Raw genomic sequence first — 12,059 nt, 5'->3', positions numbered from 1 at the left:
GGACGGACAACGGCGTCCGTCCCCGCCCGGCCGTACGTCTGTGTGGCGGCGGCCCCCCACGGGTGGCCCTTCCCCCGGTCCTGGCAAGCTGGGGCGCATGACCAGACGCAAAAGCCCGCTCGTAGTCGTGGCCGTCCTGATCCTGGCCGTCCTCGGCGGGATCGGGTACCTGCTCGCCGGCAAGGGCGGCAGCAGCCACTCCAACGCCTCCGGGGCCTCCACCACGGCCGCCGCGAACTCCTCGGCCGCCAAGTCCCAGGCCCCGAAGCCGTCCCCGCCCGCCGGCCGCACCCCCGCCCCGAGCGGCACCTGGGTGCCCGCCGACCCCGCGCTGGCCGACGTGTGCCGCACCAAGCTCCCCAGCCAGGCCCAGGACACCCTCGGCCTGATCGCCAAGGGCGGCCCGTATCCGTACAACAGGGACGGCATCGTCTTCGAGAACCGCGAGAGCCGCCTCCCCAAGAAGTCCGACGGCTACTACCACGAGTACACCGTCGTCACCCCCGGCTCCAACGACCGCGGCACCCGCCGCGTCGTCACCGGCGGCGCGGGCGAACAGTTCTGGTCCCCCGACCACTACGCCACCTTCCAGGAGATCGACCCGCGCTGCTGAAAGTACTTTCCACTTCGGAAAGTAGATGCCATAGTGGAATCACCGTCGCCGTCCGAGGGGGATTCCATGAGCGACTCAACTTCCGTGCCCGCAGACCTTCCTGCCGCCGAGGCGCTGCGCCTGGCCTACCGCGCCAGCGCAGCGGCCCGGCTGCCCGTTCCGCTGCCCCGCTGGTACGGGCCGGCCCTGGCGGCCGGCTTCATCGTCTACGGGGCGGTGGTCGGCCTCGCCATCGCAACGCACCGGATCTGGCTGCTGGGAGTGCTCAGCGGGGTCTGGAGTGCCTTCTGCGTCCTCGTCGCCCGGGCCGGCATGCGCGGCAGCGGCGTCATGCAGAAGGGCCTGGCACCCGGTACCGGCGGCCCGGTCCTCCTGGGTGTCCTCGGGGTACTGGTGGCCGGGCTGGCCGGAGCGGTGCTCGCGTGGTTCGCGGGCGGTGGGCCGCAGGTGATCTGCACGGTCGCCGGGGCGACCGCGGGTGCGGCCTTCTGGTTGTCGAACGCCGGTCTCAACCGCCGGATCCGGCGGCTGCGGGAGGCCGGCTGATGCCCCCCGCTCTCGACCCGCTGCTCCAGCACCCCACCCGGCTCACCGTACTCGCCTTCCTCGGCGCGTGCGAGGAAGCCGAGTTCGGTGCCGTCCGTGAGCACTGCGAGGTCTCCGACTCCGTCCTCAGCAAGGCCGCGACCGCCCTCGAAGAGGCCGGCTACCTGACCGTGAAGAAGGGGTACGTCGGCAAGCGCCCCCGCACCTGGCTCGCCGCCACCCATGCCGGCCGGAACGCCCTCGCCGCCCACCTCGCCGAACTCCAGCGCCTGGTCGCCGCGGCCGAGGCTGCCGGCGCGAGGCACGCGCCCGCAGAGCGTCAAGGGAGTTGACGCCGGGCTCAGCGGGCCCGGCGCCAGGTGATTCTGGTGTGGGGCCCGTGGGGGCCGGTGGTGAGCAGGGCGGTCAGTTCGTGGAGGACGGGGGTCGGGTCGCGGCGGAGCTGGACCGGGGTCGTGCGGACGACCGGGAGGCCCGCCGTGGTGAGGCGGTTGGCGCGGACCAGGCTGCGTTCGTGGTCGGCCGGGCGCAGGTGCCAGGCCCGGGAGTCGATCTCCAGCGCCACGCACGCGTGCGGCCAGTAGGCGTCGGGGACGGCGAGGAAGCGGCCGTCCAGGAACAGCACCGGGTTCCACAGCGGCTCCGCCAGGCCCGAGCTCCGCAGGAGGTCGCGCGCCTCGCCCTCGACCACCGACCGCACGCCGGACGTCAGGTCCTCCACCACCTGGGCGACCGGCGGCAGCCCGAGCGCGCCGGGCCGGGCGAGCAAGTGGTCCAGCAGCTCGCCGAGTTCGCAGTGCCGCCGCTGGACCGCCTCCGCGCACAGCGCCCGGAAGCGCCGCAGCCCCGGCTCGCGCGGGGCGAGGTCCGCGAGGGCCCGCGCGACGGTGGTGCTCCACAGGCCGTCGTCCCGCTCGTACCCGCCCGGCATCGGCCCGGCCGCCCGGTGGATCCGCACGAACTCGCGGTCGCCGACCCGGCGTTGCCCCGGGATCAGCACGTCGACGTCGGCGAGGTCGGACGGGTGCCCGGCGCTCGGCAGGCCCGCGTCCGCGAGCACCGCGAACCCGGTCAGCAACACCTCCCCGGTCTGCGGCGACCGTCCCTTCGGCGCCGCGTACGCCAGTGCGGCGCGCAGCCGTTGATGCGCGGTCAGCCGCCCGGTCTGCAGGCAGATCACCCGCGGCAGGACCTGTTGCCACGGCCCGCCGGGCCGCAGCCGGTGGGCGATCGTGCCGGACGGCACCCCGAGGCGCCGCAGCTGCGCCCGGGTGACGACGTGCTGCTGGTCGGCGCCGAGCAGGCCGACGGGGTCGAGGGGGCCCAGGGGGTCCAGGGGGCCGGGGGGAATCGCGCGGGTCATGCCCGAGTGTTTCCCGCCAAGATCGGATGTATGCGAAACATCGCCCGTGGGAGGGGCCCGGCAAAACAGGTTGACGAAGCGTCGGCCGGACCGCTGAGCTGGGGACATATGACAACTCCACACCAGGGCCCCGCGTTCGACGCGCTCGTCGGCCTCTCCGTGGCCGATGCCTTCGGCGCGCAGTTCTTCGTTCCCGAGGTCGCCGCCGCGCACCTCGCCACCCGTACCGTCCCGCCGGCCCCCTGGCCGTGGACCGACGACACCGAGATGGCCTGCTCGGTGTACGCAGCCCACACCGAACGCGGCACCGTCGACACCTTCGACCTGACCTACGCCTTCGCCCTGCGCCACGACTTCGACCGCGGCTACGGCCCGGCCGCCAACCGGATGCTCCGGCTGGTCCGCGAGGGCGGGGACGCCGCGGCGCTGGCGGCCGAACTCTTCGACGGCCAGGGCTCGTACGGCAACGGCGCCGCGATGCGGGTCGCTCCGCTCGGGGCCGCGCTCGCCGGCGATCCGGACGAGTGCGTCCGGCTGGCCGCCCGGACGGCTGTAATCACGCACACCCACCCGCAGGCCGTCGACGGCGCCGTCGCCGTCGCCGTCGCGGTGGCCGCCGCGTATGCGGTGCGGGCCCGGACCGAGCCGCTGACTCCGGACGGCCTGCTGCGGAAGGTCCTGCACCACACCCCCGACGGCGCCGTCCGCGACGGGCTCGCCGAGGCCGTCCGCCTGCTCGCGGAGCCGGACTTCCGGGTCGCGGCGAGGGTGCTCGGCAACGGCAGCCGGACGTCCGCCGCCGACACCGTCCCGTACGCGCTGTGGTGCGCCGCCCGCCGGCTCGGCGACTACCCGGCCGCCGTGTGGGAGGCGGTCGCGGCCGGTGGCGACGTGGACACCGTCGCCGCCATCGCCGGGGGAGTGGTCGCCGCGCACACCGGCACGGCCGGCATCCCCGAGGCCTGGCGGTCCGCCCGCGAGCCGCTGCCCGCCTGGGCGTTCCCGGAGCCGGGGTCCGTCACGGCCGGCCGTGGCCGCGCCGACCTGCTGGTGCCGCGGCCGCACCCCGTCCCCGACGTGGTGTGGAGCGACGAGCAGTGGCGGCGCGTCCGGGCCGGGCTCGACGGCTGGACCGTCCGCACCCGCGAGGGCGTGCTGCAGATCAACGAGGCCGTGAGCGGCCACCCCGTGTGGGAGGTGGCGGTCACGCGCGTGCGCGGCGGTTGGCGTCCGGTCTCGGCCGTGGTCGACGCCGGGCGGTCGGGGCGCACGGGCCCGGACGCCCTCGCCCGGCTGCTGGAGTCCGCCGCCGGGCGCTGAGGCTCAGGCCGTGACGCTCAGGCCGTGACGCTCAGGCCGTAGCTCAGATGGCCGGAGCCGCTGCCGCCGTGTCTAAGGCACTCCTGGTTGATCTCCGGATCCGGGGCGCTCGGCGAGGTCGCGTTGGCGATCCGCAGCTCGATGATGTCGCGGACGGCCGGCCACTCGGCGTCCAGGATCGAGTAGAACGCGGTGGACCGGACCACCCCGTCCAGCCCGCGCGAGTGCGCCCGGCGGACGCCCTCGGAGGTCGCGCCCAGGCGCTCGATCGCCGTGCGCGAACGCAGGTTGCGGGCGTCGGCGCGCAGCGAGATCCGCTGCACCCCCCAGGTCTCGAAGGCGTGGCGCAGCATCAGCAGCTTGGCCTCGGTGTTGATGCCGGTGCCCTGGGCCCGGGGCGAGAGCCAGGTGTTGCCGATCTCGGCGGCGTCCGGCACGGCGGTGGCCGGGTCGCCGTGCGGCACGCCCGGGACCGGCGGCCACACCAGCGGGCCCTGCCAGTAGTCGAGTTCCAGGAAGCGGGTGGAGCCGACGACCCGGCCGTCGGCGGCGTTCACCGTCGCGAACGGCAGCGACCGGCCCGCGGCCTGGTCCGCGAGGGCGCGCGCGACGTAGTCGCGGGCCGCTTCGAGGCCGTGCGGGACGGGGGTGAAGGCGTAGGTCGTACGGTCCTCGGCGCCGGCCTCGGCGATGGCCTCGGCGTGGTGCGCGGCGAGGGGCTCCAGCCGCACGGTGCGGCCGGTGAGGGTGACAGGTACGGGCACGGAACCTTCTGTCCTTCATCGGTCGTAGGGGGCAGCTCGCGCCGGGGTACGGCACGGGCTGCGGTGGACTGGTTCGCCCCGGCCCGGTGTCCGTCCGCCGGGTACCCCGGTGCGCGCCGGAGGTCCGGTCGGGCGTGGCGGGGGCGGCGGCCCGGAGCGGGCGGCGCGGTGCCGGAACGGACACGGGTCCACGGACCGGTCCGGCGGGATGAGCGAGGGGACAGTATGCGTCCGCGAGATGGCCGAGGAGGAACGAGAGCGCGAAAGGAAGCGGGCGGCCAAGTGAAGGCAAGATGCGTCGTGGGTGGCTGGCCAGCACCGATCCGGGACGTGATCGACGGCGTTACGGACGACGTGATGACGACGCGACGATGCGAGGCAGCGAGAGGACGATACCCGCCAGAAGGCGGTGCGTCACTTCGCGGCGCGCGTTTGGGGGCTCGGGTCGTCGCGGCGCGCTCCCGATCTTGCTGCCGGGACCCCTTGACGGCACCCCTGACCAGCGGCTTTTCGATCGGGTGCGATCATGGTGCACAGCGGTCGGCCACGGCCCGCGGCGACGTCGTCCGGGCGGGCGGGAATTCCGGCGGGGCGCCGCACGCTGGAGACGACGAGAAGGGCGAACAGCCGGGTCCGCCGGGGCGAGTCGGGACGAGCAGAGAACGGGGTTGGGTGCGCGGTGCGTGATTTCCAGGCGCTGTACGAGCTGGATCGGCAGGGCGTGGCCGCCGTGGCCGAGGCCAACGCGGAGCTGAGCGACACCGGCGCGGGCCTCGTGCTGCTCCACCACTTCGAGGGCTTCATGGACGCCGGGGAGGCCGGCGGCCAGGTGGTGGACCACCTGCTGGAGACGGGTTCGCCGCAGGTCGTCGCCCGCTTCGACCACGACCGCCTGGTGGACTACCGGGCGCGCCGCCCGGCGATGGTCTTCGACCGCGACCGCTGGACGTCGTACGACCCGCCGGAGATCCTGCTCCAGCTCGTGCGGGACGCCGCCGGCGCGCCGTTCCTGCTGCTCAGCGGCCCCGAGCCGGACGTCGAGTGGGAGCGCTTCGCCGGTGCCGTGCGCGAGCTCGTGGAGCGCTTCGAGGTCCGGCTGTGCCTGGACTTCCACGGCATCCCGATGGGCGTGCCGCACACCCGCCCGGTCGGGCTGACCCCGCACGGGAACCGGCTCGACCTCGCCGCCGACTACCCGCAGTGGTTCGAGCAGGCGCAGGTCCCGGGCAGCGCGCAGGCGCTGCTGGAGTACCGGCTCGCCGAGTCGGGCCACGACGTCCTGGGCTTCGCCGTGCACGTGCCGCACTACGTGGCGCGCTCGGCCTACCCGGCGGCGGCCGTGCTGATCCTGGAGGCCGTGCAGTCGGCCACCGGGCTGGTGCTCCCGGGCACCGGGCTGCGCCGGCGGGTCGACGAGGTCTACGCCGACATCGAGGAGCAGCTGTCCCAGGGGGACGGCGAGTTGCGCTCGGCGATCCGGGGCATGGAGGGCCAGTACGACGCCGTGGCGGGCGCGGAGGGCCGCGAGAGCCTGCTGGCGGAGCCGGTCGACCTGCCCTCGGCGGACGAGCTGGGGCGGCGCTTCGAGCAGTTCCTGGCCGAGCACGAGCGCGGCGCGGAGTAGCCGACCCGGGCGGGAGTCATCGGCGGCGCCCGTTCGTTGGCCCCTGCGGTGCCCGGGGGACGGGCCGCCGCAGCGAGACGACTCCTGCCCCCGGGGGGATGCCATGCCGATGACCACACGCCCTGCCGCCGCCGTGACGGCCGCCGGGCTGGCCGCGGTGCTGCTCGCGGCCTGCAGTTCCGGGGGCGGCTCGGACGGCGGGTCCGCGAAGGCTGCCGCGGGCGCGATGTCCGCCCGCGCCTCGGCCACCCCGACGCCGACCCCCACGCCCACGCCGACCCCCACCCCGCCTCCCAGCGGCCCGTACGTGGCGCTCGGTGACTCGTACACCGCCGGCATCAGGATCGCCCCGCAGGCGGGCGGCCCGAAGGGCTGCGACCGCTCGGCGGTCAACTACCCGTCCCTGGTGGCGAAGGCGCTCGGGCTGGCGGCCGGGCAGTTCCAGGACGTCAGTTGCAGCGGCGCCCGCACCGGTGACCTCACCGGCCCCCAGCAGACCGACGGCGGCGCCAACCCGCCCCAGCTCGACGCGCTGACCCCGGCCACCCGGCTGGTCACCGTCGGGATCGGCGGCAACGACGCGGGCTTCATGGAGGTCGTCACCCAGTGCGCCAAGGACAACCTGCTGGACGCGGTGAAGGGCCTGGTCGGCAACGGGCGCGCCGCCTCGCCCTGCCGCGACCGCTACGCCGCCGGCGGCACCGACGAGGTGCAGCGCAGGGTCGACGCGACCGGTGAACGGCTCGGCCAGGCGCTCCAGGAGATCAAGCGCCGCTCCCCGCAGGCCCGGGTGTACGTGGTCGGCTACCCGGCCCTGCTGCCGGCCGACCCGGCGAGCTGCGGGCCGGTGCTCGGCAGCACCGTCGCCCCCGCCGACCTCGGGTTCCTGGTCGAGAAGGAGCAGCAGCTCAACGGCATGCTCCGCAAGCGCGCGGACGGCGCCGGCGCGGTCTTCGTGGACGCCGCCACCCCGTCCGCCGGACACGACATGTGCGCCGGCGGGTCCCGCTGGGTCGAGCCGCCCTTCCCGGCCCCGGGCCTCGCGGCGATCCACCCGAACGCCAAGGGCGAGGAGGCGGTCGCCGCCGCCGTCCTGAAGGCCGTCAAGGGCTGAACGGCGGGGGACGGCGCGTACCCAAAGGATTCACGCCCCGGCCCGCGCCCCTTCGCGCGCGGCACACCCCGCGTGTCGGAGGCCCGGCGTACGGTGAAGCACATATGGACGACACCGCGCACCGCCCCGCCGCAGCCCCGATCCCGTACGACCACGCCGCGGAGGCCCGCTGGGTCCCCGAACCCGACAAGCGCCCCGGTCGCACGGCCTTCCAGCGCGACCGTGCCCGGGTGCTCCACTCGGCCGCGCTGCGCCGCCTGGCTGGCACGACGCAGGTGGTCGCCCCGATGCGCAGTGACTTCCCCCGCACCCGGCTCACCCACTCCCTCGAATGCGCCCAGGTCGGCCGGGAGTTGGGCGCGGCCCTGGGCTGTGACCCGGACCTCGTCGAAACCGCCTGCCTGGCCCACGACATCGGCCACCCGCCCTTCGGCCACACCGGCGAGGAGGCCCTCGACCAGGCCGCCGAGGCCTGCGGCGGCTTCGAGGGCAACGCGCAGTCGCTGCGCATCCTCACCCGGCTCGAACCCAAGCGCTTCGCCCCGCAGGACGAGCAGCCCGCCGCCCGCCTCGCCCCCTGGCCGGGCCGCAGCGTCGGCCTCAACCTGACCCGCGCCGCCCTCGACGCCGCCACCAAGTACCCGTGGACGCACGGCGCCCACCCCGTCGACCCGGACTCGCCCAAGTACGGCGTCTACGCGGACGACCTGCCGGTCTTCCGCTGGCTGCGGGCCGGCTCCCCGGCCGGGCGCAAGTGCTTCGAGGCCACCGTCATGGACTGGTCCGACGACGTCGCCTACTCCACCCACGACGTCGAGGACGGCCTCCAGGCCGGCCACATCGACCCGGCCGCGCTGCGCGCCCCCGGCGAGCGCGGCGAGCTCTTCAAGGTCGCCGAGCGCTACGCCCGCGACGCCGAGCCGGAGGAGCTCGCCGCCGCCCTCGACCGGCTGCTCGCCCAGGAGTGGTGGCCGCGCTCGTACGACGACAGCGCGCGCGCCCGCGCCGGGCTCAAGGACCTCACCAGCCAGCTGATCGGCCGTTTCTGCCTGGCCGCCGAACAGGCCACCCGCGCCCGCTACGGCCCCGGCCGGCTCACCCGGTACGCCGCCGAGCTGGTGGTGCCGCGGGACGTCCGGCTGGAGTGCGCGGTGCTCAAGGCGGTCGCCGTCCGCTACGTGATGCAGCGCGACGAGCAGGCCCAGCTGCGGGCCCGCCAGCGGATCGTGATCGCCGAGCTGGCGTACGTGCTGAACGAGCGCGCCCCCGAGGGCCTCGACCCGGTCTTCGCCGCCCTCTACCGCGAGGCCGAGGACGACCGCGCCGCCCTGCGGACGGTCATCGACCAGATCGCCACCCTCACCGACGCCTCGGCCCTGGCCCTCCACTCCAAGCTCGTCGGCGCCGCCTGGACGTAACCCCGGCAGCGGGGAACGCTCCCGCCGGAAACCCCGGCCACCCCAGTAGACTTCCGGGGTGGCCGGGCGGATCAGGGACGAAGACGTACAGGCGGTGCGTGCTGCACTGCCGATCGACGCGGTGGTCGGCGACTACGTACAGCTGACCAACGGTGGCGGTGGCGAGTACAAGGGCGTCTGTCCTTTCCACGACGAGAAGTCCGCCTCGTTCTACGTGAACCCCGCCAAGGGCGTCTTCCACTGCTTCGGCTGCCAGGAGAACGGCGACACCATCGCCTTCCTGATGAAGATCGAGCACTTCACGTTCGCAGAGGCCGTCGAGCGGATGGCCGCCCAGGCCGGCATCACCCTGCGCTACGAGGAGGGCGGCTACAGCCCCCGCCACCAGCAGGGCGAGCGCACCCGCCTGGTCGAGGCGCACAAGGTGGCCGCCGCGTTCTACCAGGAGCAGCTGGCCTCGCCGGAGGCGGAGATCGGCCGCCGCTTCCTGGCCGAGCGCGGCTTCGACGAGGAGTCCGCCCGGACCTTCGGCGTCGGCTACGCCCCGGCCGGCTGGGAGCACCTGGTCCGCTACCTGCGCGGCAAGGGCTTCTCGGACAAGGAGATCCTGCTCGGCGGCCTCGCCTCGCAGGGCCAGCGCGGCGGCCTGATCGACCGCTTCCGGGGCCGGCTGGTCTGGCCGATCCGGGACATCGCGGGCGAGGTGGTGGGCTTCGGCGCCCGCCGCCTGCGCGAGGACGACAACGGCCCGAAGTACCTCAACACCCCCGAGACGCCGATCTACAAGAAGTCCCACGTGCTGTACGGCATCGACCTGGCGAAGAAGGAGATCGCCAAGTCCGGCCGCGCGGTGGTGGTCGAGGGGTACACCGACGTGATGGCCTGCCACCTGGCGGGCGTCACCACGGCGGTGGCCACCTGCGGTACGGCCTTCGCCGAGGACCACATCAAGATCATCCGCCGGCTGCTGATGGACACCTCCCAGTACCGCGGCGAGACGGTCTTCACCTTCGACGGCGACGCCGCCGGCCAGAAGGCCGCCCTGCGCGCCTTCGAGGACGACCAGAAGTTCGCCGCCAAGACCTCCATCGCGGTCAGCCCGGGCGGCATGGACCCGTGCGAGCTGCGCCTGGCCAAGGGCGACGAGGCGGTCCGCGAGCTGATCGACAACCCGGTCCCGCTGTTCGAGTTCGCGCTGACCTCGGTGGTGGCCCGGCACCGGGTGGACACCCCGGAGGGGCGGTCGGCGGCGCTGGAGGAGGCGGCCCCGATCGTCGCCAAGATCAAGGACCGCTCGATCCAGCACGAGTACGCCGTCCGCCTGGCCGGCATGCTCGGCATCCTGGACGAGCCCTTCGTCGTCCGCCGGGTCTCCCAGCTCGCCCGCTGGGACCGCGAGCGCCAGCAGAACCCGCGCGGCGCCGTCCAGCGCCGGCCGGAGCCCGAGCCCGTCCGTCCGTCCCGGCCCGCCTTCGTGCTGAACCCGCGCGACCCGGCCCAGTTCGTCGAGCGCGAGCTGCTCAAGCTGGCCCTCCAGCACCCGGACCTCGTCAGCCCGGCCTTCGACCACTACGGCGACGACGAGTTCCCGACCCCGCCCTACACCGCCGTGCGGCAGGCGATCGCCAAGGCCGGCGGCGCCGCGTACGGGGCGACCTTGCCGGACTTCACGAGCGCGGTGCGCGAGGCCGCCCCGGACGACCGGGTGCGCTCGCTGGTGACCGAGCTGACCGTCGAACCGGTGCGCTCGCGCCGCAAGGCGGACGCCGTCTACGCGGGGGAGTTCCTGGTCAAGCTGCGCCTGCTGGCCGTCGACCGGCGGATCGCCGAGGTCCGGGGCTACCTCCAGCGGCTCGGCCCGCGTGCCGACGCCGAGCAGCAGCACGCGGTGCAGACCGAGCTGTGGCAGCTCCAGCAGTACGGGCAGCAGCTGCGCAGCCGGGGCGCCGCGGCGCTCTGATACTGCTCAGAAAGTCGGCGCACGAGTCTCGGCCACGGAGCGTGGCGTACCGCACACTGGAGGGCGTCCCAGCTCCGTACAGCGCGGGTCCGCCAGAGTCGCGCGCTCCCCGAGGGGATGCCCGTGGACCAAGGCCTTGCCGCGACGTCCAGTCCGACCGACAGACCGAATCCCACCGCACCGAGCGCCCACGCCCCCGCGCCGGACGTCGGCCCGGCGCCGCGCCCCTGCGAGGAGGCGGACCACGGCCGGGCCGGGGCACCGCCCCCGGACGGCGCCCGGGTGCCCGCCCAGGGCCTGCCGGAGGGCCACCCGGAAGGCCCGGACGCCCTGGAGACCCCCGACGCTGAGACCGACGCCGACGCGGAGGCGGACAGTGCCCCGGACGAGGAGCGCGGCGCCCGCAGCAGTCCCGACACCGGCGGCTCGGCCGCGGACCTGCTCCGCCAGTACCTCCGCGAGATCGGCCGGATCCGGCTCCTCACCGCCGCCGAGGAGGTGGACCTGGCCCGCCGGATCGAGGCCGGCCTGTTCGCCGAGGAGCGGCTCCACCGCGAGCCCCCGCCGCCCGACCCGCTGGCCGACGAGCTGGACTCCCTCGTGGTGATGGGCCGGATCGCCAAGCGCCGCCTGATCGAGGCGAACCTGCGCCTGGTCGTCTCCGTCGCCAAGCGCTACGTCGGCCGGGGGCTGACCCTGCTGGACCTCGTCCAGGAGGGCAACCTCGGCCTGATCCGCGCGGTGGAGAAGTTCGACTACGCGCGCGGCTACAAGTTCTCCACCTACGCCACGTGGTGGATCCGCCAGGCGATGAGCCGGGCGCTGGCCGACCAGGCCCGGACGATCCGGGTGCCGGTGCACGTGGTCGAGCTGATCAACCGGGTGGTCCGGGTGCAGCGGGCGCTGCTCCAGGAGCGCGGCGAAGAGCCGGGCGCGGCCGACATCGCCACGGCGCTCGAACTGACCGAGGAACGGGTGCGCGAGCTGCTCCGGCTGGCGCAGGAGCCGATCTCGCTGCACACCCCGGTGGGGGAGGAGGACGACGTCGCGCTCGGGGACCTGATCGAGGACGCCGACGCCGCCTCGCCCGCCGAGTCCGCGACCTTCCTCCTGCTGCGCCAGCACCTCGACGCGGTGCTGGCCACCCTCGGCGAGCGCGAGCGCCAGGTCATCCAGCTCCGCTACGGGCTGGACGACGGGCGGCCGCGCACGCTGGAGGAGATCGGCTCGGTGTTCGGCGTGACGCGCGAGCGGATCCGTCAGATCGAGTCGAAGACGCTGGTCAAGCTCCGCGAGCACGCCTTCGCCGCGCAGTTGCGCGGGTACCTCGACTGAGC

General features: G+C 74.6%; 11 protein-coding genes. 9 read left to right on the top strand and 2 right to left on the bottom strand.

Annotation, left to right across the window (positions count from 1 at the left end):
• Nucleotides 1-97 precede the first annotated feature (97 nt).
• The 3 genes from AB0O00_RS05395 to AB0O00_RS05385 all read left to right on the top strand — a co-directional run bounded on the left by AB0O00_RS05395 (nt 98) and on the right by AB0O00_RS05385 (nt 1,491).
• Nucleotides 98-613: a ribonuclease gene (locus tag AB0O00_RS05395; RefSeq protein WP_363648768.1), complete on the top strand. Its 516-nt coding sequence runs from the start codon at nt 98-100 to the stop codon at nt 611-613.
• A 66-nt stretch (nt 614-679) separates the two neighbouring features.
• Complete coding sequence (locus AB0O00_RS05390; protein WP_363648767.1) at nt 680-1,159, top strand: hypothetical protein; 480 nt, start codon at nt 680-682, stop codon at nt 1,157-1,159.
• On the top strand, nt 1,159-1,491 hold the full coding sequence (locus AB0O00_RS05385) for a transcriptional regulator (protein ID WP_363648766.1): 333 nt from the start codon (nt 1,159-1,161) through the stop codon (nt 1,489-1,491). The genes AB0O00_RS05390 and AB0O00_RS05385 overlap by 1 nt, the downstream gene beginning before the upstream one ends.
• An 8-nt stretch (nt 1,492-1,499) precedes the next feature.
• Here AB0O00_RS05385 and AB0O00_RS05380 read toward each other — a convergent pair whose 3' ends face one another.
• On the bottom strand, nt 1,500-2,522 hold the full coding sequence (locus AB0O00_RS05380) for a hypothetical protein (protein ID WP_363648765.1): 1,023 nt from the start codon (nt 2,520-2,522) through the stop codon (nt 1,500-1,502).
• A 108-nt stretch (nt 2,523-2,630) separates the two neighbouring features.
• Between AB0O00_RS05380 and AB0O00_RS05375 the strand changes: the two genes are divergently transcribed.
• Nucleotides 2,631-3,842 (top strand): ADP-ribosylglycohydrolase family protein, encoded by a 1,212-nt coding sequence (locus AB0O00_RS05375; protein ID WP_363648764.1) that lies wholly within the window; start codon nt 2,631-2,633, stop codon nt 3,840-3,842.
• Nucleotides 3,843-3,859: 17 nt separating this feature from the next.
• On the opposite strand, the gene AB0O00_RS05370 is transcribed toward AB0O00_RS05375, so the two are convergent.
• Nucleotides 3,860-4,606, bottom strand: a complete 747-nt coding sequence (locus tag AB0O00_RS05370; RefSeq protein WP_359969740.1) for a GNAT family protein — start codon at nt 4,604-4,606, stop codon at nt 3,860-3,862.
• Between the two features lie 679 nt (nt 4,607-5,285).
• Between AB0O00_RS05370 and AB0O00_RS05365 the strand changes: the two genes are divergently transcribed.
• The 5 genes from AB0O00_RS05365 to AB0O00_RS05345 all read left to right on the top strand — a co-directional run bounded on the left by AB0O00_RS05365 (nt 5,286) and on the right by AB0O00_RS05345 (nt 12,057).
• Nucleotides 5,286-6,230 carry a PAC2 family protein gene (locus AB0O00_RS05365; RefSeq protein ID WP_363648763.1) on the top strand — a complete coding sequence of 315 codons (945 nt, stop codon included), beginning with the start codon at nt 5,286-5,288 and terminating at the stop codon, nt 6,228-6,230.
• 109 nt (nt 6,231-6,339) lie between these two features.
• Nucleotides 6,340-7,344 (top strand): SGNH/GDSL hydrolase family protein, encoded by a 1,005-nt coding sequence (locus tag AB0O00_RS05360; RefSeq protein WP_363648762.1) that lies wholly within the window; start codon nt 6,340-6,342, stop codon nt 7,342-7,344.
• 104 nt (nt 7,345-7,448) lie between these two features.
• The gene (locus tag AB0O00_RS05355) at nt 7,449-8,762 is read left to right on the top strand and encodes a deoxyguanosinetriphosphate triphosphohydrolase (RefSeq protein WP_363648761.1); all 1,314 of its coding nucleotides are present in this window, start codon (nt 7,449-7,451) and stop codon (nt 8,760-8,762) included.
• 58 nt (nt 8,763-8,820) lie between these two features.
• Nucleotides 8,821-10,722, top strand: coding sequence for a DNA primase (dnaG, locus tag AB0O00_RS05350; RefSeq protein WP_363648760.1), 1,902 nt, complete (start codon nt 8,821-8,823; stop codon nt 10,720-10,722).
• Between the two features lie 123 nt (nt 10,723-10,845).
• Nucleotides 10,846-12,057, top strand: a complete 1,212-nt coding sequence (locus AB0O00_RS05345; RefSeq protein ID WP_363648759.1) for a sigma-70 family RNA polymerase sigma factor — start codon at nt 10,846-10,848, stop codon at nt 12,055-12,057.
• The last annotated feature ends 2 nt before the right edge of the window (nt 12,058-12,059 follow it).

Origin of the sequence: Kitasatospora sp. NPDC093558, assembly GCF_040683475.1 — a bacterium.
Taxonomy (GTDB): domain Bacteria; phylum Actinomycetota; class Actinomycetes; order Streptomycetales; family Streptomycetaceae; genus Kitasatospora.
The sequence above is the reverse complement of the archived record's forward strand: the minus strand, read 5'-3'. Positions and strand labels throughout refer to the sequence as shown.